Origin of the sequence: Enterococcus sp. DIV0421, assembly GCF_051713745.1 — a bacterium.
Taxonomy (GTDB): domain Bacteria; phylum Bacillota; class Bacilli; order Lactobacillales; family Enterococcaceae; genus Enterococcus_D; species Enterococcus_D casseliflavus.
The window spans coordinates 2,206,728-2,232,500 of sequence record NZ_JBIOQM010000001.1 but is presented as its reverse complement, the minus strand read 5'-3'; the positions used below and the strand labels follow the sequence as shown (position 1 = coordinate 2,232,500).

The following is a 25,773-nucleotide window of genomic DNA, read 5'->3' as shown; positions in this document are numbered from 1 at the left end:
TCAGGATCCTCCTAGGTGTTATCCAAATTTCGCCTACGGGGTTTTTACCCTCTTTGACATACTTTTCCAAGTATTTCGACTATCTGAATAGACTACCATATCGGAGTCCTACAACCCCAACAAGCAAGCTTGTTGGTTTGGGCTTTTCCCGTTTCGCTCGCCGCTACTCAGGGAATCGAATTTTCTTTCTCTTCCTGCAGGTACTTAGATGTTTCAGTTCTCTGCGTCTACCTCGACTGCGCTATGTATTCACGCAGACGTAACATCCTATAAAAGATGCTGGGTTCCCCCATTCGGAAATCTCTGGATCATAGCTTACTTACAGCTCCCCAAAGCATATCGGTGTTAGTCCCGTCCTTCATCGGCTCCTAGTGCCAAGGCATCCACCGTGCGCCCTTATTCACTTAACCTTTGACCTTACGGTCGGTTTTGAGTACTTCTTCTAGCGATAGAAGGTTGCTCAAGAAAATAAGCGTTGAACTTATTAAAAAACTCTTTTAACATTTCAACTCGGTGTGTGTTACTTGTTTTGATTATTTCTTCGATATCCAGTTTTCAATGAACAAATTTTGTTTGAGAGTAAACCTCTCAAAACTGAACAAAGGCAAACGATGTGTAGTCTTCCGAAATATTCCTTAGAAAGGAGGTGATCCAGCCGCACCTTCCGATACGGCTACCTTGTTACGACTTCACCCCAATCATCTATCCCACCTTAGGCGGCTGGCTCCAAAAAGGTTACCTCACCGACTTCGGGTGTTACAAACTTTCGTGGTGTGACGGGCGGTGTGTACAAGGCCCGGGAACGTATTCACCGCGGCGTGCTGATCCGCGATTACTAGCGATTCCGGCTTCATGTAGGCGAGTTGCAGCCTACAATCCGAACTGAGAGAAGCTTTAAGAGATTAGCTTAGCCTCGCGACTTCGCAACTCGTTGTACTTCCCATTGTAGCACGTGTGTAGCCCAGGTCATAAGGGGCATGATGATTTGACGTCATCCCCACCTTCCTCCGGTTTGTCACCGGCAGTCTCGCTAGAGTGCCCAACTAAATGATGGCAACTAACAATAAGGGTTGCGCTCGTTGCGGGACTTAACCCAACATCTCACGACACGAGCTGACGACAACCATGCACCACCTGTCACTTTGCCCCCGAAGGGGAAGCTCTATCTCTAGAGTGGTCAAAGGATGTCAAGACCTGGTAAGGTTCTTCGCGTTGCTTCGAATTAAACCACATGCTCCACCGCTTGTGCGGGCCCCCGTCAATTCCTTTGAGTTTCAACCTTGCGGTCGTACTCCCCAGGCGGAGTGCTTAATGCGTTTGCTGCAGCACTGAAGGGCGGAAACCCTCCAACACTTAGCACTCATCGTTTACGGCGTGGACTACCAGGGTATCTAATCCTGTTCGCTCCCCACGCTTTCGAGCCTCAGCGTCAGTTACAGACCAGAGAGCCGCCTTCGCCACTGGTGTTCCTCCATATATCTACGCATTTCACCGCTACACATGGAATTCCACTCTCCTCTTCTGCACTCAAGTCTCCCAGTTTCCAATGACCCTCCCCGGTTGAGCCGGGGGCTTTCACATCAGACTTAAGAAACCGCCTGCGCTCGCTTTACGCCCAATAAATCCGGACAACGCTTGCCACCTACGTATTACCGCGGCTGCTGGCACGTAGTTAGCCGTGGCTTTCTGGTTAGATACCGTCAAGGGATGAACATTTTACTCTCATCCTTGTTCTTCTCTAACAACAGAGTTTTACGATCCGAAAACCTTCTTCACTCACGCGGCGTTGCTCGGTCAGACTTTCGTCCATTGCCGAAGATTCCCTACTGCTGCCTCCCGTAGGAGTCTGGGCCGTGTCTCAGTCCCAGTGTGGCCGATCACCCTCTCAGGTCGGCTATGCATCGTTGCCTTGGTGAGCCGTTACCTCACCAACTAGCTAATGCACCGCGGGTCCATCCATCAGTGACGCAAAAGCGCCTTTCAACTTTCTTCCATGCGGAAAATAGTGTTATACGGTATTAGCACCTGTTTCCAAGTGTTATCCCCTTCTGATGGGCAGGTTACCCACGTGTTACTCACCCGTTCGCCACTCTTTTTCTTTCGGTGGAGCAAGCTCCGGTGAAAGAAAAAGCGTTCGACTTGCATGTATTAGGCACGCCGCCAGCGTTCGTCCTGAGCCAGGATCAAACTCTCATAATGATTTGTTTGAATGACCATACGGTCATTAAGCTCATAAAAATTAACTTTGCTAGCTATTGCTTGCATGTATTTGTTTCAATAAATTGAAACGTCCTACACATTGGTTCGTTTGCTTGCTTTGTTCAGTTTTCAAAGGTCTACCGTGCTGTGTTAGCAACTTTTATATCATATCAGAGCGACGTTTGATTGTCAACTCTTTTTTTAAAAGTTTTTTTTCGCTCGTTGTTTTTCAACTTCGTAGCGGCTGTCTCAGCGACTTAATTAGAATAACAAATGATTTGTTATTTGTCAACAACTTTTTTCAATTAATTTTGTTGATGTATCAACATTGATTAACTGTTTTATTATTGCGACTTCGTTATAATATCATCTGTTGCATTTTTGGTCAAGTCTTTTTTTGAAGTTTTTTCAACTGTTGTTTTGACCCGCTGGCTCAATTGCCAACGTTGACTAATTTACCATTCTTCTTGACTCAGGTCAAGGAAATATTTCATTTTATTTACAAAAAGTTTTCAATAAAAAAAGACCGTCGTAACGGTCTTCAGTCTTTTCGCTAATATTCAGGTGCTAAAAGAACGGAACGCCTTCAATCTCGTAGTCTTCAATGATCTTACGAAAGATATTGGGCTCTTCCCACGCATACCCTTCTGGCAGCTGTTGCGTTTGTCCTGCTTCTTGTGTTTCAAAAACAAATAAAGGAATGTTTTGCGTATCAATATTGCCATTTGTGAGCTCAACGAGTTCGATCGCTGTCACATCAAGGTGGATACGGTCTTTAAACAATTGTAAGATCGTAGCCAAGCCGGTTTTATCTTCAGAAAAATCCGTTGACGCTAATTCCGCAGTGCCTTCGTGTATTTGCATCAAAAATCGTTTCGAACCATTTGCTAAGTGCATCATAACTGTACCCGCTACTTTTTTGGATCCCAAAATACCCACCTCAGTTATTCATCTGTTTGTAAACTAATTTTAGCACATTTTCAGAAAATATGCACGATTATCTGCTGCTGTTTTCTTTTTCTAACATTTCTTTGGCCTCTTTCACCCACACTGGTAAAGCTTCTCCAATCGTACGAAAACCGATCCGCTTATTCTTATTTGTAAAGTAGCGTTTACGCTTAAAGGGTGGCTGAACAAAACTCGTTTCCAATGTACGGCGGGACAAACTGATCTTTTGGCTGTATTCGTCAATATCAATGATTTGTACACGGATCTTTTGCCCGATCTGTAAGACTTCATGGATATTTTTGGTAAACCCAGATTGGATCTCTGAAACATGGATCAATCCCTGTGTTTCCTTATCTAACGAAACAAATGCACCATAGGGTTGAATCCCAGTGACTGTTCCTTCTATAATGTTCCCGATTTGATAATTCATAGTCTTTCCTCTCTTTTCCACTTTCATTATACTTGAACTAGTGGTAGATTTGAAGCATCAGAAACAACGTTGCACAATATAGGAGGGAAACGCATGATCAATTTTGACAAAGTTCATCCGCGCTTAAATACCAATAGCGTCAAATGGGATACCATTGCAAAAACCTATAAGGAAGAAAACTTGTTGCCGCTTTGGGTAGCCGACATGGATTTTCTGGCACCAGAACCTGTGAAAAAAGCTTTAGAAAAAGCAGTTGCCCAAGGGATCTATGGGTACTCTACCATCCCTGATTCGCTGCTTGAATCCATCATCGATTGGCAGCAAAGACGTCATGGTTATACCATCAATAAGGAAGCGATCCTTTTTAACAGCGGTGTCGTCCCTAGTATTGCACTGGCGATCCAAAGTTATACGCAAGAAGGAGATGCCGTATTGATCCACGATCCGGTCTACCATCCCTTTGCCCATGTTGTCAAAAACAATCAGCGGACCTTAATTCAAGAACCATTATTGGAAAAAGATGGCCACTTCGTCATCGATTTTGAGGCGATGGAACAAACCATCATCGAAAAGAAGGTAAAATTGTTTCTTCTATGTAATCCTCATAATCCTGGCGGTCGCGTGTGGTCAAAAGAAGAACTGCTGACGATCGGCCGTATTTGTCAAAAGCACCAGGTGGTCGTTGTTAGTGATGAGATCCATCAAGACATCGTTTTTGCACCAAATCAATTTGTCTCTTTCCAAACAGTCGAGCCAAGCTTTGCCGATTTTTCGATCATCTTGACCTCAGCAACCAAGACCTTTAATTTAGCTGGGATCAAAAATTCGATGGTATTCATCAAAGACAAAACCTTGCGCAGCCAATTTGCAAAAACACAAGAACGCAACGTTCAAGGGGAAATCAACACGTTTGGGTTGGTCGCTACTGAAGCAGCGTATCGTGAATCTGAAGCATGGTTAGAAGAACTTTTGTCCTATTTAGAAGCAAATCGCACCTTTGTCTGCGACTTTTTGACTGAACAACTCCCAGCAGTGACGTTTCAAAAGCCCGAAGGTACTTATTTGATCTGGCTGGATTTTTCTGCCTATGGCCTAACGGATAATCAGCTACAAAGAAAACTGATTAAAGAAGCCAATGTCGTATTGAATCAAGGAAATATCTTTGGTCCCCACGGCAGTCACCATATGCGGCTGAACTTTGCCTGTCCTAAAGAGCTATTAGAAAAAGCACTCAATCAAATCGCCGCTGCGTTTAAAGACCAACCGATCGGTTAACTCTTTCTTATGAAAAAAAGAACCCTAAAGCTGCCATTTCAACGATCTCCTTGAGGATGACCGTTGAAACTGCTTTTGGGTTCTTTTGTTTTATTCGCTGATTTCGATCGTTTCGATCACTACATCATGCACCGGACGATCTTGTGGTCCCCGTTGCACGCCAGCGATTTCATCAACAACTGACATTCCTTCGATCACATGACCGAAAACTGTGTGACGGAAATCTAACCAAGGAGTACCACCTGCTTGATACGCTTCGATGATTTCAGCTGGATAACCAGCACCTTCTAATTGACCTAACATGTTGCTAGGAACATTTTGATTGTTTACGATGAAAAACTGGCTGCCGTTAGTATTCGGACCAGCGTTTGCCATGGATAAAGCGCCACGAAGATTGAACAATTCTTTTGAAAATTCATCTTCAAAGCTGCCACCATAGATGCTTTCGCCGCCCATCCCTGTGCCAGTTGGGTCACCGCCTTGAATCATAAAATCAGGAATGACACGGTGGAAGATGATCCCATCGTAATACCCTTTTTTCGCTAATTCAACGAAGTTTTTCACTGTTTTTGGTGCCAATTCTGGGAACAATTGTACAACTACATCCCCACGATTGGTTTTGATGACTGCTTTATGGCCAGTTTGTTTTTCTAATGCTAACTGTGGAAATTCAGACACATTAACTCCTCCTTCTCTCTCATAAATCCATGATAGCAGAAAATTGAAAAAATGCTAGTTTGGATAATTTTTGCTATAATGAAGCTATTCGTACACTACGAACACGCTTCACCCCAACGTGGTTAGAAAAGAGGAATAACATGGATATTTTTGATATAACGATTATCGGCGCGGGACCTAGCGGGATGTTTTCTGCTTTCTATGCCGGTATGCGTAACGCCAAAACCAAGATCATCGACAGCTTGCCGCAATTAGGCGGTCAGCTTGCTACTTTATACCCAGAAAAATACATCTACGATATCCCAGGTTATCCGAAAATCAAAGCGGGCGATCTTGTCCAAAACCTGGAAAAACAGTTGACGACCTTCAATCACCAATATTGTTTAGAAGAAACCGTCTTGTCGGTCGAAAAACAAGAAGACTATATCGAAGTCACCACCGACAAAGGAATCCATTACTCGAAAGCCGTGATTTTGGCTTTAGGAAACGGCTCCTTTCAGCCGCGCAAACTGACTTTGCCAGAAAGCGAGCGGTTTGAAGGATACGGCTTAGACTATTTTGTCACCGATTTGATGAAGTATGCTGGACGCAAAGTAGCGATCGCCGGTGGCGGCGATTCTGCCATCGATTGGGCATTGATGCTGGAGCCGATCGCTAGTGAAGTCTACTTGATCCATCGCCGTCCTGAATTTCGTGCCCATGAACATAGCGTCAGCAAATTGCAAGCTTCTGCCGTCAACATTTTGACTCCTTATGTGATCCAAGAAATCCAAGGAGAGCAACGTTTGACTGGCGTCTCGTTGCAGCAAGTCAAGGGTGATGAAACAGTCAGCCTTTCATTGGATGCTTTGATCGTCAATTACGGTTTTTCTTCCACATTGAACATCAAGGATTGGGGCATGAAAAGCAGCCGCCAAGGAGTCTTCGTCTCTTCAGATATGAGCACGTCTATTCCTGGGATCTATGGCTGTGGGGATGTCGTTTTATACGATGGAAAAGTCGACCTGATCGCTACTGGTTTCGGGGAAGCCCCAACCGCGGTGAACAATGCGCTCCACTACATTAATCCCAAAACGCGGACACAACCTGCTCATAGTACAAGTCTTTTTAAGGAGTAGCTGAGATGAAACAAGCTGGTCAACGTCAACTTGCCGCCTATACCCTCCCTTTGCAGGGAGAGACCCTCACTGAGCAAATGGTTCAGTATCTGGAAGCCTTCGATCATGCCGAAACGGCAGTCCACAATCTAGCCGTTGCCCAAGAAGCCAAACGATTGGCAGAACGGTTTCAAGTCAATGCGGAGAAAGCTTACTTGGCAGGACTGCTGCACGATGTCAGCGTCGTCATCCCTCATGACCAGCGAATCGCCTTGCAGATAGCGGTAGGCGAACCGATCTTAGATGCGGAGCGGCAAGCACCTTTTTTGCTGCATCAGCAGCAATCCGCTTTGTTGGCAAAAACGGTTTTTCAGGTGTCTGATCCAGACATTCTGTCCGCCATCAGCTGTCATACCACCTTAAAGGCCCATTATCGTCGTCTCGATCTAGTTGTTTTTTTAGCCGACAAAATCAAATGGGATCGCAAAGATCAAGCGCCTTTCTTAACCGGCTTATTAGACCGCCTCGATGATTCCTTGGAAGCCGCCGCTGGGTATTATATGGACTGGCTTTTTGCTGGTGACTTGGTGGTCCCCCATCCTTGGGCAGTGGCAGCCAAAGCAGAACTAGCCAACACCTGTGTTTCAGTGGATGTCAGAAGGGATTAAAAACCAAACGGCATGGCCTGCAACTGGAATAGGCCACTACTTATGATCGCAATCCATCAGTCGCATGTTGACTTTTGAATAAACTATTTTTACATGGAGGGGAACTATATGGTATTAGAAAGCAAAACACTTGAAGACAAAGCAAGAGAATTGTTGGCCGACCGCGGTGTCTCGCTGCAAGACATCGGTGAACTGGTGATGTTCTTGCAAAAAGATTACATTGAAGGCATCACCTTGGAGATGTGTATCGAAAGCGTCAACGCTGTCTTAAGCAAGCGGGAAGTCCACAATACGATTTTAACGGGTGTCCAGTTAGATATTTTGGCAGAAGAAAATCAACTGCTGCATCCACTGCAAGAAATCGTTAAAGAAGACGAAGGGCTTTATGGGATCGATGAGATCCTCGCTCTATCCATCGTCAACGTGTACGGCTCGATCGGCTTTACTAACTACGGATACATTGATAAAGTCAAACCGGGTATTTTGAAAGAACTGAACAAGCACGACGGTCCCCGCGTTCACACCTTTTTAGATGATATCGTAGGTGCCATCGCAGCTTCTGCCGCAAGTCGCTTAGCCCATCAACACCCAAGTAAATCTCATTACATTACGCAATAAAAAAAAGACCGACGATTCGCCTCCCTCAAAGGAAGGGGATCGTTGGTCTTTTTTTCATTACGCTGTTTTTTTCAAGCCTCGTTTGCCCCACCAATAGAAGGCAAAAAAGAAGACTTCAATCAAGACGAAAAAGAGAATAAAGCAATGCATGAAAAACGTTTCTGGCAGCACGTTGATGATCGGATCGGTGGCTGGATTAAAGAGCCAATCGTCGTTACTGAAGAAAATCTCATGGAACGTAACGAAAAAGCGGTCAAAGCCGACAGCCATCAAAAACCCGAAAGTCAGCGGCAAAATCATTCCCCATTGAAAGGGACGAATCAAGCGCCATTGCTGTTGTTTTCGCCGTAACCGATTGACGAACCAGATACTGGGCAGCAAAGTGACGATCATGACGGCATAATTTAATAGAAACAACTGTTTCACATCGTAAAAATGCCCAGCGCCAGCTTCAGACATTGGAAAATCTGGCAAGGCGAGCGTACTTGCAAAGGGATTGTTTAGAAAATCTAACAATAAGCCATAGTTCTTCAACAACTCTTCTCTTGTTAGCGAGGTATAATCCAGCAGATTCAAGTGATCGACATCAAACCAATATAACGGTCGAAAATTGATCGTTAGGGTGATCGCTAGACTGACCAAAAACAAAAACAAGCAGACAAATCCTAAGCGTTCAAGCCACACTTGTTTTTTCATTGTTCAAAATCCCACTCATCTAAAGAATCCACCACATAGGTTGGTGCTACTGGTAATGTCGGAACTGCCGCTTTCGGGGTAAAGCCAGATAATACGAGCAAAGAATCGATCCCGTTTTGGATCCCCGAGCGAATATCGGTTTCGTAATTGTCCCCCACCATCAAGACCTCTTCTTTTGATAAGCCGATGTGTGCCACCGCTTTTTCCATAATGATGGCTTCTGGTTTGCCAATAAAGATCGGTTGCGTTTGGGTGGCAGTCTCCACCATTGCGATCAGTGAACCTGCACCAGGTAATAAACCTCTTTCCGTTGGGATATTTTTGTCGGGATTGGTCCCGATAAAGGTTGCTCCTTTTTGGATCGCTAACGTTGCTAGAACAAATTTTTCATACGTCACGTGGTTGTCTAAGCCAACCACGACATAATCTGGGTTGGTTTCCTCCCACTCAAACCCAGCAGCTAAAATCAAATCGATCAACCCCGCTTCGCCGATCACAAATACTTTGCGGCCTTTGCCATGGTCTTTCATAAAATCGATTGTCGCCAAGCTTGCGGTATAGATCGTTTCTGGTGCCACATGGATCGAAAATTCATCCGCTAATCGCTGCGCCACGACTTCAGGACTGCGGGTCGTATTATTGGTCACAAATAAATAGGGCAGTCCTTTTTCTTGTAAGGACTCTACGAAACGTTTCCCAGCAGGGATCGGCGCTTTTCCTAAATAAATCGTGCCGTCTAAATCAATCAAATAGCCTTTATATTTCATCTTATTCTTCCCTTTGTCGAATCGTAAACTCTTTTTTGCCTTTTTTCACCGTGGTTGTTTCGGTTTTTTTGACGTTCTTTTCTTTTGGTTTACGATTTTTGATCGTTGGTTTGCTTTTTTTCTGCGGTACTGTGTCACGCTTTTCTTCTATATGGGCGTTTTGTTGTGCGTTTTGATTTTGATTGTTTTGGGTTGGCTTTTTCTTGCGTCGGCGGGAGGTACTTTTTTCTTTCTTGCCGCCAACTCGTTGGATCACGAAATAGGCACAACCGAAGTTGCAATACTCATACAAATAGTCTTCCAGCATGTCGATACGCTGATCGGGTAATGCTTTGCGGTTATCTTTTTCAAAAAAGCCTTTCAAACGCAACTGTTCATAACCCCAATCGCCTACGATATAATCATAACGTGCCAACACTTCACTGTAACGCTCGCCAAGTTTTTCTGGATTGAAGCCTTCACGATAATCCATGACCAATTTGTATTGTCGATTGCCAATCATTAATTCTTCATCATTTAACAAAGTCACCAACTCGCCTTTTTGCGGTTGTTTCGCTGGTTCTTCAATAATTTCTTCTAGTACAGATGTCATTTCATCTGTGATCGTTTGTTTTTCGGTCATTTTTTCACCACCTGTTGTTTATTATACCTTGTTTTATTCCCCAATGATAGTCGCGGTTTTCTCGCAAAATCCAGCTGGAGGAGTGACGAACTACTGGATGGGGTATTTCTGACTCAGGTAATCACCGACCACTGTGCGAATAAAGTCTGGAAAAAGAAACTCAACGGTTCCAGCAATCTCGATCGTCGGGAAAAACGGAATAAACAAGTAGTGATCCACAAGGGTCAACGTGTAGCTTTGAGCAGGATCGACGGGCTCTTGTTTCCACAATACTTGGTGGTTTTTTTCATCAAAGCGGATGCCTTCATAAACCAGTTCGCCAAAAATCTTCCCTCGAAAACCCATTCCCATAATTGGGAAATTGCGCAAAAAGTTGCGATTTTTTTCCATCTCTAAGACCAATCGAATGACATCCGCGCCTTGCAGCGTCACCCGAATCAAATGCATCGGATGGGGCAAAATCGTGTGCAATTGATCTTGATCAACCCGTCCTTGTGGCAAATCATCTAAGAATAGCCCCGTATTTAAGATGGCGGCATCTGTCTGTCCTTTGGCACATAATGCCAAAAGCGCCTCCCGAACCAAGGAATGTTCACTTTGCCAATCCCTCGTAAACGCTGCTGGAATTTCTGCCACCTGATTTGCCCGCAGCAAGCGATGGCCGATCGATAGATATTCGGCGATCTCTTCCTCATCTTGCGGAAAAGCCACCAACGAATCCGTCGGAATCACACGGGCGCGATGCTTGATCGGGCGGTGGTGACCATCTAAGACCACTTCGACTTCGCCAATGTTAAAACCAAACTTGCCAGCTGCCCCAATTTGAACGCCATTGATGACTTCGCCCTTTTCAAACAAATGGTGCGTGTGGGAACCTAATATAACATCTAGTTCTGGAAAGTCCCTCGCAATCTGACGGTCAGCATTGATGCCTAGATGGCTCATCAAGATCAGCAGATCGACCTCGGGGCGCAAATGCTGCACCAATGAAGGCAAAATCTCCAAGGGTTCGCGAATGTCCCAGCCGTTTGGGGCATATGTCAGCGGAAACGGTGCTGTAAAAGCGATCAGACCGATTTTAGCTCCTTGATTGCTTTCCATGATTTTGTATTCTTGTGCCCACTTTGGCGGACGTAAATCCTGTTTATCAAATAAATTGCCTAAAATGACAGGAAATTCTGCTTGGTCATATAAATGCTGCAAGACCTCTTTAGGATTGCCGACCCCTTCATTGTTCCCAATCGTCACCGCATCGTAATGCCCTTGATTCATCAAATCGACATTTGCCTTGCCGTCAGTTGCTTCTGTCAAAGGATGCCAGCGATCGACAAAGTCGCCTAAGTCGACTGCGATCACTGTCTCTTCGGTCGTATCCGCTTCTCGTTTTCTTTGATCCAAATAACGCCGCATCTTCGGCCAATGTTCTAGGTGGGAATGCAGATCGTTGGTATGGATAATCGTAATTTTTTCCATTGTGCGCCTCTTTTCAAATACGTCGCCTGAAATCACTATCCATTTCTTTTGGCATCAAGGGTTGCCAGTAGAAAGACGACGGAAGTCTCTACAAAATAAGCATAGCATAAAATCTCTGGGAAACCATTGGAATGCTTGGAAAAGAATGGTGACTTTTTGTAAAAAACAACCAGCTGCAGTGACAGTTGTTCAAAAGAAAAAATCACTTTTCTGACTGTAAAAAGGAAAGTGATTTTTTCTGGTTATTTTTGGAAAGTTCTATCGATAACACGGCGGCGGCAATTCGTTGAAGCGAAAATAAAGAGTTCTTGAAACGAATATTCTAACGAATATCGAGAGCAGGTAATCCATGTTTCAGTTCGTCAGAACTACTGATTCTTTGAGAGCACAAAAACAGATATTCTCTATCATCATCCACCACTATGATACGTACCATTACTGATTTTTTGAGAGTATAAAAATCGCCAACGCAAAAGTTATCAGAGTAAGGTTCTAAACAGGAATAAAGCCTTTGTATCAAAAATACAACTTAGCCCTCTGAGCGCTGCTATCGATTGCCTAGATTTAAAGCAGAATACAATTAGAACAGTCCTTGGTGTCACAAAGAATTTCAAAAATAAAAAAACCTAAGACAGTCTGTCTCAGGTTTGAATGATCATCGATTCAATTAGTACTACTGCTTTCTTCAATAGCAGGCAGTTTTTCAATCAGACACATGGAGAATCCTGCTTAGTGCTGCTTCCTTCCGGATCTGACACGCTTCACAAGACCTCCATTGTCCTAGCCTTTCGGCAAAACTTAGTATAACGTATTTCGTTAGAGATTGCCAGCCTTTTTTTGTTTTTTCTTTTCTCGTAATGCTCGGAAAAAATCTGTTAGCAGCTGGCCGCATGCTTCTTCTAAAATGCCGCCTTCCACATAGGACCAATGGTTGAAGCGCTCATCTTCCAATAAATTCATCAATGTACCAGCAGTGCCGCCTTTGGGATCGTATGCACCAAAATACACTTCTTCCACCCGTGCCAATAACATCGCCCCGCTACACATCGGGCATGGTTCCAAGGTCACAAACAGCTGCGTTTGTTCTAAGCGCCAACTTCCGACAGTGCGACAGGCTTCTTCGATCGCAAACATCTCCGCATGCGCTGCGGCTTGCTGCTGCGTTTCTCGTAGATTGTGTCCACGACCAATGATTTTACCATCCAAGACGACGACAGCACCGATCGGTACTTCTGCCAACCCTTCTGCTTTTCGGGCTTCTTTGATTGCTTCTTCCATAAAGAACGCTTTTTCCTCGGCAGTCAAGGTACTTGTTTTTTCCACGACTTCACTTTCACTCCTCTACCTCGCACCATTTCGTGCATTTCCTTGTTAGTATAACGAAAAACGCTTAGAAAGACGAGAAAAACTCGCAAAGACCGATGTCCCTGCGAGTTTCAAATGGCATGATTGGCTTAAAAGACGGAATCAACAAAGCTCGTCAACTTGTCTTTGACATGTTCTGTCGAATCTTTGATATTGTCTCCGTAAACAGAGATTTTGTTGCGGCCCTCATTGACTTTTTTCATCACACCTAACAACGAATCCAATTCATTGTCAGATAAGCCGTCTACGACATCCAGCAATTTTTCATTGCCGTTGAATTTGTCATCGACAAATTTCTTTACTTTGTGTCGGTTGCAAGCGAAGCGTACTTTATTGAATACTTTGTCTGATACAACGACGGCAGTAGTGATCCCAGCGATCGCTGCAATGCTTAATCCAATCGTTACTTTTGATGATGTTTTCATATCGATCAGCTCCCTTATTTTGCTACTTCCATCATAGCACGAGGACTGAAATAAAAACACTATTTCGTTTAAATCGCTTTGAATCTTAATCCTTTAGGAAAGAAGTTTTTCACGGTTCCTTGGACTTGTTTTCCAAAACCGACTGGGATCTCATCGACTGTCAAAATCACCCACCCAGCATTTCCTGGCACGCTCAAGGTTTCACCCGCCACATAATGCTGCCATTGCGGCAAAGTGATCGGCACTATCGGTGCCCCTTCTTCTGCATGGATCGCCAATGCCAACGCATAACTTGGCTCGATCCGATTCTTCTTAACGACGCCGACGTGCAAACCTGGGCGCATAAACTTGATCCCTTTTAAAGAAGGCATTTCTTCAGGAACGAGCCAGAGGTTTTCTCCTAGCAGCTGAGGCGTCGCATTCAGTGCCTGTAAAAAAGGAAACTCCTTGCGAAAGGCTTGCCACAACTTTTGAGTCGCTGCATCCAATGGACTCTTGGCTGTCGCTCCTTTGCCTTTTTTCTTCTTTTTCACTGGCGCTGCTTCTGCTAGCGAGGTCAATTTCGCAGCGAAATGACCTTCTCCTTGGTTTAAATGCGGCCATAAGCGGATGGTTTTCTCAATCCCAGGTGCAGCTCCCCACTCCCTGCGCCCATGAGATACATTGTCCAAGTCGATCGCTTCAATCGTGAAGGGATACTCCTCCATTAACCAAGCCATCATCGCTTCGTTTTCTTCTGGGGCAAAGGTACAGGTGGAATAGATCAGCTGGCCCCCCGGTTTTAGCATCGTAACGGCTTGTGCCAAAATGTCTTTTTGCCTGATCGCACAGTGATCAGGTGTTTCTGCTTGCCATTCTTCTAAGGCGACGGGATCTTTACGAAACATCCCTTCACCAGAACATGGGGCGTCCACTACGATCTTGTCAAAAAACTGAGGAAAATGGCGGCTCAATTCTTGTGGAGCCTGATTGGTGACGACTACATTCGGAAAGCCCCAACGCTCCACATTTTCTGATAGGATTTTGGCACGCTTGGGGAAAATCTCATTTGCTACAAGCAGCCCTTTCCCTTGTAATTGGCTTGCCAGCTGCGTTGTTTTGCCCCCTGGTGCCGCACATAAATCTAAGACCCGCTCCCCTGGTTGAGCGGCTGCGATCGTTGCTACGATCATCGCACTAGGTTCTTGGCTGTAGACATAGCCAGCTTGATGGAGCAGCGAACGGCCTTTGACTTCGCCAATATAAGCAGCTTCTGCATAGGGGGCGGGTACAGCGGCGGGTCCATATTTTGCCAGCATCGCTTGTGCGTGCGGCTTAGCAACATTCAAGCGAAAGCCTTTGACTGGCTGATTATCGGTCAAAGCGGTAAAAAAAGCTGGTGCTTCTTCTCCTAACAACCGTTGGTATTTTTCAATAAATGGTGTTGGTAATTGCATACTTACCCCTCCTCGGCTTTTTTATTCTAGCGACTGAGAAGCAATTATGCAAGAATTCCTTGATCAAATGGCAAAAAAACTGCAGCTGAGTGAAGTGGGCGACTAAATCGCTTCGACTTCTCTTTGCTGCAGATCTTTTTTATTTAAAAATCGCTTTTTTGACACTGCTTTCGATGAATGGCTGAGAGACACGGTTGTCCCAGAATTTGATCAGTGGGCCCACTAAAAAGGCACTGATGAAGGTTCCGATCCCAATAGGCCCGCCTGTGAAGAGGCCAATCAAGGCAAAGGCAACGTCTTGAATCACCCGCACCACTCGATAGTTGGCTTTCGTCTGATCGACGATGGTTGGGGCGATCGCGTCATAGGGGGCGCTGCCCAAATTCGCTGACATATAAAACGACGCACCGAAGGTAAAGAAGATAATCCCGATCAACAAGAACAAGCCTTGCTGCCACCAGTTATTTGGACCGACGGATAACCAATCAAAAACGTTGGTATAAAAGTCGATGAAAAATCCTGTCAGCACCATATTGATGACCGTCCCGATACCGATATGGCGACGGCCAAAGATAAAAATCAATACTAGGACAGCGATATTGATCATCAATTGATAGACCCCAAGGGATAACCCTAGCAGCTCGCCGACACCGATATTGGCTGCAGTGTATGGGTCTAGTCCCACTCCGCCGACCCGCAGCAATGCCGCCCCGAATCCTAAAATGGCGACACCAATCAACGCATAAAGCGAGCGTAATCCTGTTTCTTTTTTCATTAAAATTTCCCCTTTTTTCTCATCTGTTCTTTCAAGTATAACGAGAAAAAAGGAAAATGGGAATTTCAACGCTTCACAGGGCTCTTTGTAGGGATACGATCTAGCTTCGTCCATCTCCTTTGCTTCTATTTTGCTTCCATTGAAAAGCCCGCAACAACCATTGCCATTGCGTATCTTGATTTTCGGTTCCTACAGATATGCGTGCCTCGTCCATTACTCGGGCTTCACTGGAACCATCACTTCAAATATCTGCAATTCTTTTTGGGCGGTAAAGACTTCATCTTGCCATAACAATTCCCAAACATCGCCATCGATCTTTAACTGATTCTCTTTTAGGAAGGCTTGGATGCGATGGGTAAAAGCAGCAATTTGCTCCTCTCCCTCACTGACAAAACCAGACACATACGTGCCAGTAGGACGCGTGATGATCAGCTTTTCAGGATAGAGATGCAGCCGATCTTGTGGAATCAAGATCAGTGCCCGATAAGGCGATGCGTGAAAGGTCTGATCCTCTAATGTCGTTCCAGCACTTAAAAAGCCGATGGGGTAGCCACTGAAGGCATCTTTATAATCCACTAGCGGATAAAAACGGGCGTACACTTGATAAGCAGATTCCGGATCATCGCCAGCGATCTCTTCGGAAACGATAAACGCCTCTGCTTCGTGGTGCGCTATCGTAAAGGTCTCAAAATCGGCTTTCTGTACTTTTTCATAGCGCTGGATGTAGCGATCGAAGGTTCGTTCCAATTCTTGCAGCGCAGCGATTTTGGCACGAACTTCTCCTCGCCGTTCCACAAGTTCCTTTTGCGTGTATTCAGGGTTGCGGTTTTTCAAAAATTGTCGAATGTCTTGCAAGGGCATGTCTAAAGAACGCAAGAGCAAAATCACGTCTAACTCAAGGCATTGTTCAAAGCCGTAGTAGCGATAGCCGTTTTCACCAATCGATTGCGGTTTGAATAAATCGATCTGATCGTAATAAATCAATGTGCGCCGACTCACGCCAGCATAAGCGGACATCTCACTGATGGTCAATTGTTTTTTCAAAAAAATTTCACTCCTTGCTTGACTGTAACGTAACGTTACAGTTTATTCTACCATAGAACGACATTTTTGGAGGGAAATCATGAAACAATTACAGTTATTTTATAAAGAAGAACGACGCTTCTTTTTCAGTTTATTTCTTTTGATGCTGGTCCAATCCTTCGGCACACTCCTGTTGCCGTATTTTTTGGCAAAAATCATTGACGAAGGGATCTTGAAAGTCGACACGACAGCCATTTGGCACAATGGCTGGTGGATGTTTGCCATTGCCATCGGCACCGTGATCGTCTCTGTAGGCGGTAGTTATTTATCTGCCCACCTTTCAGGAAAATTCGGGCATTTTTTGCGGATGCGCCTTTTCAAAAAAACACAAGAACTCTCTGTATCCGCTGTTGATGGCTATGGTACGCCCACTTTGCTGGCACGTACCACCAGCGACATCAACAACATCCAACAAATTTTGATGATGGCGCTGCAAATGATTTTACCAGCCCCAATGATCGTCGCTGCTTCAATTTTTCTAACCGGCACCGTCTCTTTACGGATGATTTGGGTCCCAATCGTAGCGATCCTATGTTTTTCAATGATCGCTTATGGAGTGATTCGCAAAGCGATCCCATTATCACAAATCACGCAAAAACTAGTCGATAAAATGATGCGGATCTTACGAGAAACCTTTACTGGCGCTCGGGTGATTCGAGCATTCGACAAAGCTGCTTACGAAAAAGAACGGACAGATCAAACACTGACGGAATATGCGAAAACCATGATCCAAGTCAATCGCCTCTTTGCTGTCTTGAATCCGACCGTCAATTTAGTAATGGGACTCTCGATTTCGACTATCCTTGTCTACGGCGGCTATCAAAGTCTGCAGGGCCACCTTGCTATTGGTAGTATTACTGCCATCATCGAATACACGATCCTGAGTCTCTGGTTTTTGACTATGGCAGCGATGGTGATCGTGATGGTGCCTAAAGGCTTGACTTCCTTGCAACGGATCACAGAAGTTTTGGAAGAACCAATTGATTTGATCGACGGTGACCAAACCTTAAACAAGACTGCCGTGTCAGAAACGATCGCAGCTTTCAATCACGTGCAGTTTACGTATGAAGGCGCCGAAGAACCTGTCTTAGAAGATATCAGCTTTGAGATCCACCGAGGCAAAACGACAGCGATCGTTGGCGGAACTGGCTCTGGAAAAAGCACCATCGCCAAAGCGCTGTTGCGTTTCAAAGATGTGACTGCTGGTTCGATCACGCTTTTTGGCCGCAACATCAAAGAGATCTCACAAGCCGAATTACGGGACCAAATTAGTTATGTCCCGCAAAAAGCGCTCTTGCTTAGCGGCACGATTCAAGAAACCTTGCGTTTCGGCAATCGTCCAGCAACCCATGAGGCGATGGCAAAAGCCGCTGAAGTTGCTCAAGCCAAGTCATTTATTGAAGGCTTACCTGAAGGTTATGAAAGTCCGGTTGCTCAAAAAGGCAGCAATTTCTCTGGCGGTCAAAAGCAACGACTGAGTATTGCCCGAGCGCTGACAAAGCCAGCAGAAATCTACTTCTTTGACGACAGTTTTTCTGCTTTGGATTATCAAACAGACGCCAACTTGCGGCGTGCATTGAAAGAATACACGAAAGATGCCGCCGTCATTATCGTGGCTCAGCGGGTATCGACCGTCAAAAATGCCGATCAAATCATTGTCTTGGATAACGGCAAAATGGTCGGTAAAGGAACCCACGAAGAATTATTACGCAATTGCCAAACTTATCAAGAGTTTGCCTCATCTCAAGGAATGGGAGGAATGAAGGATGAGTAAACAAACAATGGATACCCCAAAAAACATGAAACATACAAGCCGACGCTTGCTGCGTTTGCTGATGGAACAAAAAGCCCGCTTTCTACTGATTATCGCTTCCGCCTTGTTCTTTTCCTTACTAATGTCCATCGCCCCTTTGATCTTGGGGCGTGGACTGGATAATCTGATTGCCTTGTTTCAACAAGAAGGCTGGCAGATCAATGATTTTTGGCAAAGTATTTTAGGTCCAGTCGTCCTTTTAGCGGGAACGTGGCTTTTGATCAGTCTCTTTTCCTTGCTGCAAGAGTATACAATGGCCAGTGTCAGTGAAACCCTGACCTTGACTTTACGCAAACAAATCAGTGACAAATTCAATCGCCTGCCTATCAGTTTTTACGACAAACATCATACTGGCGATATTTTAAGCCGAGTGATTCTCGATTTAGATAAAGTATCCGAGGTCTTACAAGTCGGTTTGATGCAGCTGATCACCGCAACCATCAGCATTACCTTCGGCTTGATCGCCATGCTTTATCTCAGCCCATTACTGACGATCGGCGTGGTCCTGATTTTGCTTTTGAGTGCTTTTGTGACTACCGTTCTCGCACGAAAAAACTTGAGCTACTTTACCAAAAACCAAGAAACATTAGGTGCAGTCAGCAGTCGTGCGGAAGAGTTTTATACCGCAAATCCGCTGATCAAATCCTACAACCAACAAGTTGCCGTTGAAGCGGAAATGGCGGAATTGAGTGAAGCCCAATTTAAAGCCTTTCGGAAAGCACAGTTCGTCAGTGCAGCTATCAATCCATTCGTGCGCTTTATCAATCAAATCGGCTTTATCTTAAGCGCCGTCGTTGGTGGTCTAATGGTGTTGCAAGGGCAATTATCCATTGGTCTCGTACAAGCCTATCTGCAATACATCAACCAAGTGTCTGAACCGATCACGCAAGCCTCTTATATTATGAACACCTTGCAAAGTGCCTTAGCATCTCTCGAACGAATTTTTGAGATCCTTGATTATCCTGAAGAAGAAACTGCGACCCAACAACTGCCAGTTCCACAAACTATCAAAGGAAAAATCGATTTTCAACACGTCTCCTTTGGCTACAGCAAGGAAAAACTCTTGATGGAAAACGTCGAATTTTCCGTCAAACCAAAACAAACGGTCGCGATCGTTGGACCAACAGGTGCTGGAAAAACCACCATGATCAATCTTTTGATGCGCTTTTATCCATTAAATGGTGGGAAGATCTTGCTGGACGATCAAGACATGATGTCCTTTTCGGCACCAGCAGTACGGAAAAAATTCGGTATGGTGCTGCAAGATACGTGGCTATTCCAAGGAACCATCGCTGAAAATATCGCTTATGGCAATCCCGATGCCACTCGAGAAGACATCTTGGTTGCCGCCAAAGCCGCCCAATGCGACCACTTCGTGCGGACCCTGCCCAACGGTTACGATACCGTCATTGGTTCCGAAAGCGAACTGTCACAAGGACAACAACAATTATTGACGATCGCTCGGGCGATTTTAGCAGACCCAACGATTCTGATCCTTGATGAAGCCACCTCCAGTGTCGACACGCGGACGGAACAAATGATCCAAACGGCGATGGATCGTTTGACCCAAGGACGAACCAGCTTTATCATCGCCCATCGTCTTTCTACCATCAAAAACGCTGACTTGATCTTAGTGATGAAAGACGGCTCCGTCGTCGAAAAAGGCTCCCATATAGAATTATTGGCACAAGATTCCCTTTACGCCCAACTATATAACAGCCAGTTTGCAACAGCTTGATGAAAAAGCCGAACCACCAACCAATGACTTTATAAACTGTCGAGGTTGTGGTTCGGCTTTTTTCTTTTTCCGTTAAAATCTGTGAGCACCAAAGCTAACTACTATTACCTTCAATTGTTTCTCTTTTACTCAACTTTTTTTAGTGCTGCTTGGATAAGTGGTACTTTTCCTGGTTCTTTTTTTATGATTGCCATTAATTTTCCTGAAAAAAGTTTTTTCTCTTGGCAATTATACCCGTCTAGATCTGCGGGATCGCCATTAGCAAGTCCGAGGATTGTGCCATTTTTTACCAAAACCGCTACAAGTTCGTCTGCAGTTGGCACCTCGATCCCTTCTGAATCGATTCCTTGGATCTCAAATAGAGAGTAGTCCGCTCCACAGAATCGTTCTTTAACTGTGACAGAATCAGTCGGACCACTTGTTTTTCGAGTTGCTTCAATTGTTTGTTCCTCTTTGACACCAATGGCTTTTAAACAACCTGGTTCATAAGGAATACGCCAAGATAGGCCATCTTTATCATTTTTTTTCTTTCCAAAACTCTTCCCGTTCAGAAACAACTCAACAGTATGACAATTAGAAAAAATCCTCACCTCCGTAACCCCTTGGTCAATTGTTAACCCTTCTTTGTTCCAGTGAGGAAACACATGAACCATTGGTGTTTCAGTCCACCTTGATTGATAATAATAAAAAGAATCCTTTTCAAATCCGACCGTATCTGTAATTCCAAATTGAGAACTGATCCCAGGCCAGCGAAACGGTGCTGGCTCACCGTAGTAATCCATAAATGTCCACAAGAAGACACCTCCCATATAGGCATGTTCTTCTAAGTAACGCAGTACTTCTTTCGGTTTAGCCGTACCACCGGTTCCTGGCTCTTCAGGCTTTCGTTTCCCAGGTAAGACCATAGAATAAAGAGAACCAAAGTTTGAAGTATGACATTTTTCGCTGTTATCTTGATAGACCCCTCTTGTCGAAAAGTAAGAAGCACTTTCCGTACTAAGATATGAAAATAGCGGATACTTTTCCTTTACAGCAACTAAACCTGTCCCATTTACAGCAGACTCAGGATAATTGACCCCGTTCACATCAAAAATACGCATATAAGAAGCATCCACCTGACCAGCAGGATTAAGTAATTCCGCTGAAACAATAAGACTTTGCGAAGTATGGGTTCGGATCACAGCTGCTAATTTTTGTGCCATTCGGTAAGCAAGCGGCGTATGACCAATCACCTCTTCATTACAAAGGGACCAAAAACAAAGAGAAGGATGATTACGTGTTTGCTTCACCATTTTTGCCAGCTCATTTGTCCGCCACTCACTAGATTCCAAGATGCGGTTCTCGTTCATAACGATGATACCTAACTCATCACATAATTCAAGGAGGTCTTTAGAAGCAAAGTGATGTGCACTGCGATAGGCGTTTACCCCCATTTCTTTCATTTTCAACAGCTTATACCGTAAAATATCTTTTGGTAATGCGACACCTAGACCACCAAAATCTTGATGCTCACAGACCCCTCTTAATTCTTTACGTTCCCCATTAAGCAGAAAACCTTTCGTAGTATATGCGACTGTCCTAATACCAAAAAAAAGCTGATAGTCATCGATTTGGTTCTCGCCATCAAATAGTTGAAAAGTAGCTTGGTATAGATGTGGATTCTCGAGAGACCATAGCTGAGGCGCGCAGATTTTTTGACAATAACTCCATTCTGTTGTCGCCAAAGGATCCACGTTACACTCATGGATATTTTGTTGATCAGCCACCTGACTTTTGATCGTTATCTTTTGTTTTTTCTCAAAATGATGGTTAGCAAGACCAACGGTGATTTTAAGGAGCGCTTCCTGCTGGTTTATTTCAGTTGTTTCGATAAACGATGCTTCTGCCACGATCTGAAGCTTTGGCTTTATTTCTAAATATACATCCTTATATATACCTGCTCCCTCATACCACCAGCCTTCCGCGCCTTTCGTCGTATCCACTTTGATCAACACCACATTCACTCCCTCTGAGCCGATGCGTATCAGTTCAGAGACATCAAAAGAAAAATCAGAGTATCCACTGTAATGATCACCTAGAAATACACCATTAAACCAGACAGATGCCATACGCATGACGCCCATAAAGTGGAGAGTCACTTGCTTTTCGTTCACTTCATCTAGAGTTAACGCAAAAGTCTTACGGTAATAGGCAATGCCATCTGGCTTTGATCCACTCATCAGTAAATCGGGATCATTAACATACGGAAGTTCATTTTTCCAATCATGAGGGAGATCAACAGATACCCAATCTTCGTCAAGTTCACTTCCCAAAGCAGTGTTCGCCAACATTCTCAAGCCTTTTTCACGATCACCTTGAGCAATCAGCCGTAGAAAATGTTCTCCACCAGCACCTATCAAAACAGTATCCCCCGCTTCATTTTCAAGCGGAGCTGCCAAGCCACCGATAGCTGCGGCTTTTCTGACTGTTTTCATTGGCTCTTCTATCTCACCTAAGTGAAATTGCCAGCCATCATTCAGTAATCGATTTTGTCTCATTTTTTCTCCTCCTTCTTATAAAAGTTATTTTGCTCTAGCTAAAAAGTCCCCACAAAATGGATCGATCGGGCTCTTACCTTTAAACGGTTCTTTCCCTAGCAATTTCTGGATTACAGCCTCCACTGTTTCTGGATTTCCTGTATACGCATTGATAAAAGTTGAAACATAAGGGATGTCAAATAAGTGATAGGGATTGGCAGTAGAAACAAAAATGGTAGGGAGATCCTTTTCATACCAGGGAGCATTTGCGGCCATCAAATGATTCCAATCCAAACGAACTGTTGTCTGATTGCTGGCGGTCTCAACATTAGCAACATACAATGCCAAATCAAATTTATTTCTAAGATCCTCAACCCCTGCTTCGAAAACCTCTTGGAAATCCAATTGTTGATTATCGAAAAGGTTGACTTCAAATCCAGCAGCTTCTAATCCAGCTTTAAAAAGCGGACCCACTCGTCCTCCCTCTTTAAATCCACCGTCGTCAGAATCACCCAAAATAACGAGACGGATTCGAGGGTATCGTTGTGGGGTGAGTGGTAAGTGTTTTTCTCTGTCTTTGACCAATGTAATCGACTCATCAGCAATTTTTTTCGTTACCCACTGATATTCAGTACGATCGATGACACTTTTAGGAGTACTATTGACTGTCTCTTCCCTTACTTCAGTCAATAAACCATGGTACATTTTGACTGCTAAAATTCGTGCGACTGCTTCATCCAAACGTTCCATACGAATGTTTCCCTCTTTTACAGCAGATGTGATTACTTCATAATCTTCATCAATATTTTTATTAAAAAGCAACATATCGATTCCTGCATTGATTGAAGCAACGAGTCGCTCTCTATGAGGCATGATCGTCGTGTAACCGACCATTGGTGTTGCATCAGTGATAGCCAAACCATTGAAGCCCAGTGTATCTCTTAGTAACCCGTTAACTAGAAGTTTCGAGCAAGAAGCAGGCATCAATTCGGTTTCTCTGATCGTTGGTGAAAGTTTTCGCTCCCACGCAGGCTGATAAATGTGTCCCACCATGATACAGCTGACGTTTTTTTCAATAAACTGGCGATAAATAGTCCCATACGATTCCATCCACTCATTCGCGGAGAGTGAATTGATCGAACTCAGTAAATGTTGATCCCTTTCATCAACACCATCCCCAGGAAAATGCTTGATCACTGGAATGATGTTACTCTCAGAAAAACCGTCTATCTGCGCTTGAGCCATGCGAATAATTCGTTTTTGATCACATCCAAATGTGCGAGTATTCGTGATTGGGTTCTTGAAGTTATAATCAATATCGACAATCGGTGAAAAAGCCATATTAATACCAATTCGAGCCGCTTCCAGCCCAGCAATTTTTCCTAAGTAATAGGCATTTTCGGTGCAATCTGTAGCGGCAATCTGCATAGGATTACCGACCCATGTCCCTTCCGTAAGAATACCATTCCCACCTGACTCTAAATTTGCTGAAAGAAATAACGGTATTGTGCTAGCATCTTGGACTGCTCTTAGCTGATCCTTCAATTTTTCAGCATTGTCGGGGCGATACATCATTCCTCCCGGTTGGTATTTCTTAATAAAAGCCGTCAATTCCTTTAAAGAACCTGATTGTCCAATCACGAAAAAAAGCTGACCAATTTTTTCCATAACTGACATGTTTTCTACGATCTTCTGAATTTGTTTTTTCCTTGTCTCTGTAAATTTGAAAAGTGTTTCTCTTGTCTCTCTCACTGAGTTGTCCTCCAATCGATAGTTTCACAGACGACGAGCGCAAGAATCACTTCACTCTTGCGCTCGTTTGTTGTTATTATGGTTAACTGTAAATCCTGTGCGAGTTTCTTATCCAGCTTGTTCTTGTGCTAAACGTTCTTCTTGAACTGCTTGATTATCTAAGGTTTTAAAGAACGGGTAATAGATAGCCATAGAAATAGCAACTGCAAATAGTTGATAGATACCAAAAGAGAGGCTCCCTTGAACGATGCCGTGGATCAGCGGAGGTAACGAGCCCGCCCCTAGGATGCCAATCGGTGCGGTAATGATTCCCATGGAAATCAATGCGTACCCAAGAGAAGTGATCACTAATGGCGTCAATAAGAACGGAATCAAAAGCATCACATTCAACATTACCGGCATTCCAAAGACAACTGGTTCATTTACACCAAAAAGACCGCTTGGAAATACGATTTTTGAAAATGATTTGTAGCGCTTACTCTTGGAAAATAAAAACATGTCAGTCACTAAACCAATCGTTGCACCGCTGCCCCCTAAACATGCCAAATCGTATAACCCAAAATTAATGGCATGAGGGACTGCTTCTCCCGCCGCCACAGCAGCACTATTGTCTGCAAGATAACCCAAGAAAATTGGCATGAGAATCGGCAATACGGTCATTGAACCATGGATCCCGAAAAACCATAAGAGATTCGAGATCAAAATAAGAATCAAAAAGGCAGTTAAGGAACCCGTCAATCGCTGCAATGGTTCTTGAAGCAATGTATAAACAAAATCTGTCGCCGAATTATAACTAGTTACACTAAAGCCAAATTTAACAATTCCAAAAAGTGACGCAATCACAACTGCTGGAATTAAAGAAGTAAATGACTTGGTCACCATTTCTGGCACCCCATCAGGCATTTTGATCGTAATATTTTTTTCCACAAACAATTTCATCAGTTGAATCGTGATCAGTGAAACGAAAATTGCCACGAAGACCCCGCGCGCGCCTAAATAATTGGTACTTAAAAATGAAGCTCTTGCTTCGGGATTTTCAGTGAGTGGCGTTAATAACAGGAAACATACCAATGAGATGAACCCCGTCCCTAAAGCTTGTTCTTTGATCCCGAATATTCCTGCTCCACAGTAGGCAATACTAAATGCCATATACAAACCTAATAAATCAATTGTGTAAGCTGGAATATAATTCATCACTGTTCCAATGTTGGTCACTGATAGAAAGTTTTGATACGGTTCCCAGCTTAAACTAGAAATAACTGTAAAGATGGCACCTAACATAATAACGCCTAGTAATGACATCGAACCTGTACTCACACTTTTTAAATAGCGATTCGAAGAAATTTTATTCGCAACGGGAATAAATCTTTTTTCCATAAAGTGGATAAATGCATTCATT

General features: G+C 44.1%; 21 protein-coding genes, 2 rRNA genes and 1 other RNA gene (1 of these 24 cut by a window edge). 6 read left to right on the top strand and 18 right to left on the bottom strand.

Annotated elements, in window-relative coordinates:
* The 4 genes from IGI96_RS10715 to IGI96_RS10700 all read right to left on the bottom strand — a co-directional run.
* A 23S ribosomal RNA gene (locus IGI96_RS10715) occupies window positions 1–410 on the bottom strand (it extends 2,505 nt beyond the left edge of the window).
* 229 nt (window positions 411–639) lie between these two features.
* A 16S ribosomal RNA gene (locus tag IGI96_RS10710) occupies window positions 640–2,199 on the bottom strand.
* The 16S and 23S rRNA genes sit together here, the layout of an rRNA operon.
* A gap of 567 nt (window positions 2,200–2,766) precedes the next feature.
* On the bottom strand, window positions 2,767–3,129 hold the full coding sequence (locus tag IGI96_RS10705; RefSeq protein WP_005227664.1) for a hypothetical protein: 363 nt from the start codon (window positions 3,127–3,129) through the stop codon (window positions 2,767–2,769).
* A 67-nt stretch (window positions 3,130–3,196) separates the two neighbouring features.
* Window positions 3,197–3,577 (bottom strand): CvfD/Ygs/GSP13 family RNA-binding post-transcriptional regulator, encoded by a 381-nt coding sequence (locus IGI96_RS10700; RefSeq protein WP_005227662.1) that lies wholly within the window; start codon window positions 3,575–3,577, stop codon window positions 3,197–3,199.
* Window positions 3,578–3,670: 93 nt separating this feature from the next.
* Between IGI96_RS10700 and IGI96_RS10695 the strand changes: the two genes are divergently transcribed.
* Window positions 3,671–4,852, top strand: a complete 1,182-nt coding sequence (locus IGI96_RS10695; protein WP_086339150.1) for a MalY/PatB family protein — start codon at window positions 3,671–3,673, stop codon at window positions 4,850–4,852.
* Window positions 4,853–4,942: 90 nt separating this feature from the next.
* Here the strand turns inward: IGI96_RS10695 and IGI96_RS10690 are convergent, their stop codons facing one another.
* A complete protein-coding gene (locus IGI96_RS10690) occupies window positions 4,943–5,530 on the bottom strand; it encodes a peptidylprolyl isomerase (RefSeq protein ID WP_005227659.1) in 588 nt (195 codons plus the stop codon).
* Between the two features lie 140 nt (window positions 5,531–5,670).
* Between IGI96_RS10690 and IGI96_RS10685 the strand changes: the two genes are divergently transcribed.
* The 3 genes from IGI96_RS10685 (at window position 5,671) to IGI96_RS10675 (ending at window position 7,913) form a co-directional block, all read left to right on the top strand.
* Window positions 5,671–6,648 carry an NAD(P)/FAD-dependent oxidoreductase gene (locus IGI96_RS10685; protein WP_086339149.1) on the top strand — a complete coding sequence of 326 codons (978 nt, stop codon included), beginning with the start codon at window positions 5,671–5,673 and terminating at the stop codon, window positions 6,646–6,648.
* Between the two features lie 5 nt (window positions 6,649–6,653).
* Window positions 6,654–7,295, top strand: coding sequence for a bis(5'-nucleosyl)-tetraphosphatase (symmetrical) YqeK (yqeK, locus tag IGI96_RS10680; RefSeq protein ID WP_086339148.1), 642 nt, complete (start codon window positions 6,654–6,656; stop codon window positions 7,293–7,295).
* Between the two features lie 108 nt (window positions 7,296–7,403).
* Window positions 7,404–7,913: a phosphatidylglycerophosphatase A family protein gene (locus IGI96_RS10675; RefSeq protein WP_005227653.1), complete on the top strand. Its 510-nt coding sequence runs from the start codon at window positions 7,404–7,406 to the stop codon at window positions 7,911–7,913.
* A gap of 57 nt (window positions 7,914–7,970) precedes the next feature.
* On the opposite strand, the gene IGI96_RS10670 is transcribed toward IGI96_RS10675, so the two are convergent.
* From IGI96_RS10670 to IGI96_RS10625, 10 genes are all read right to left on the bottom strand, one after another.
* Window positions 7,971–8,609 carry a TIGR01906 family membrane protein gene (locus IGI96_RS10670; protein ID WP_438785107.1) on the bottom strand — a complete coding sequence of 213 codons (639 nt, stop codon included), beginning with the start codon at window positions 8,607–8,609 and terminating at the stop codon, window positions 7,971–7,973.
* Window positions 8,606–9,376 carry a TIGR01457 family HAD-type hydrolase gene (locus IGI96_RS10665; RefSeq protein ID WP_010748835.1) on the bottom strand — a complete coding sequence of 257 codons (771 nt, stop codon included), beginning with the start codon at window positions 9,374–9,376 and terminating at the stop codon, window positions 8,606–8,608. Before IGI96_RS10665 ends, IGI96_RS10670 begins: the two co-directional genes overlap by 4 nt.
* 1 nt (window position 9,377) lies before the next feature.
* Window positions 9,378–9,998 (bottom strand): YutD family protein, encoded by a 621-nt coding sequence (locus IGI96_RS10660; RefSeq protein WP_005227649.1) that lies wholly within the window; start codon window positions 9,996–9,998, stop codon window positions 9,378–9,380.
* A 90-nt stretch (window positions 9,999–10,088) separates the two neighbouring features.
* A complete protein-coding gene (locus IGI96_RS10655; protein WP_086339146.1) occupies window positions 10,089–11,471 on the bottom strand; it encodes a bifunctional metallophosphatase/5'-nucleotidase in 1,383 nt (460 codons plus the stop codon).
* 700 nt (window positions 11,472–12,171) lie between these two features.
* An RNA gene (gene ffs, locus IGI96_RS10650) (signal recognition particle sRNA small type) lies at window positions 12,172–12,258 on the bottom strand.
* Window positions 12,259–12,287: 29 nt separating this feature from the next.
* Window positions 12,288–12,794, bottom strand: a complete 507-nt coding sequence (tadA, locus tag IGI96_RS10645) for a tRNA adenosine(34) deaminase TadA (RefSeq protein ID WP_086339145.1) — start codon at window positions 12,792–12,794, stop codon at window positions 12,288–12,290.
* 131 nt (window positions 12,795–12,925) lie between these two features.
* Entirely contained in the window at window positions 12,926–13,261 is a 336-nt protein-coding gene (locus tag IGI96_RS10640; protein ID WP_005227636.1) for a hypothetical protein, read from the bottom strand.
* 68 nt (window positions 13,262–13,329) lie between these two features.
* Entirely contained in the window at window positions 13,330–14,697 is a 1,368-nt protein-coding gene (locus IGI96_RS10635) for an RsmB/NOP family class I SAM-dependent RNA methyltransferase (protein ID WP_086339144.1), read from the bottom strand.
* 139 nt (window positions 14,698–14,836) lie between these two features.
* Window positions 14,837–15,586: a YczE/YyaS/YitT family protein gene (locus IGI96_RS10630; protein WP_015509025.1), complete on the bottom strand. Its 750-nt coding sequence runs from the start codon at window positions 15,584–15,586 to the stop codon at window positions 14,837–14,839.
* 99 nt (window positions 15,587–15,685) lie between these two features.
* Window positions 15,686–16,489 (bottom strand): MerR family transcriptional regulator, encoded by an 804-nt coding sequence (locus IGI96_RS10625; RefSeq protein WP_080583842.1) that lies wholly within the window; start codon window positions 16,487–16,489, stop codon window positions 15,686–15,688.
* A gap of 106 nt (window positions 16,490–16,595) precedes the next feature.
* On the opposite strand from IGI96_RS10625, the gene IGI96_RS10620 reads away from it, so the two are divergent.
* Both IGI96_RS10620 and IGI96_RS10615 read left to right on the top strand, forming a co-directional pair.
* Window positions 16,596–18,329 carry an ABC transporter ATP-binding protein gene (locus tag IGI96_RS10620; RefSeq protein WP_015509023.1) on the top strand — a complete coding sequence of 578 codons (1,734 nt, stop codon included), beginning with the start codon at window positions 16,596–16,598 and terminating at the stop codon, window positions 18,327–18,329.
* Window positions 18,322–20,106 (top strand): ABC transporter ATP-binding protein, encoded by a 1,785-nt coding sequence (locus tag IGI96_RS10615; protein ID WP_086339143.1) that lies wholly within the window; start codon window positions 18,322–18,324, stop codon window positions 20,104–20,106. The genes IGI96_RS10620 and IGI96_RS10615 overlap by 8 nt, the downstream gene beginning before the upstream one ends.
* 125 nt (window positions 20,107–20,231) lie before the next feature.
* On the opposite strand, the gene IGI96_RS10610 is transcribed toward IGI96_RS10615, so the two are convergent.
* The 3 genes from IGI96_RS10610 to IGI96_RS10600 all read right to left on the bottom strand — a co-directional run bounded on the left by IGI96_RS10610 (window position 20,232) and on the right by IGI96_RS10600 (window position 25,772).
* Window positions 20,232–22,643, bottom strand: coding sequence for a glycoside hydrolase family 2 TIM barrel-domain containing protein (locus tag IGI96_RS10610; protein WP_086339142.1), 2,412 nt, complete (start codon window positions 22,641–22,643; stop codon window positions 20,232–20,234).
* A gap of 24 nt (window positions 22,644–22,667) precedes the next feature.
* The gene (locus tag IGI96_RS10605) at window positions 22,668–24,374 is read right to left on the bottom strand and encodes a glycoside hydrolase family 3 protein (RefSeq protein WP_086339141.1); all 1,707 of its coding nucleotides are present in this window, start codon (window positions 24,372–24,374) and stop codon (window positions 22,668–22,670) included.
* 108 nt (window positions 24,375–24,482) lie between these two features.
* Window positions 24,483–25,772, bottom strand: a complete 1,290-nt coding sequence (locus IGI96_RS10600) for a PTS sugar transporter subunit IIC (protein WP_008378054.1) — start codon at window positions 25,770–25,772, stop codon at window positions 24,483–24,485.
* Window position 25,773: the final 1 nt, after the last annotated feature.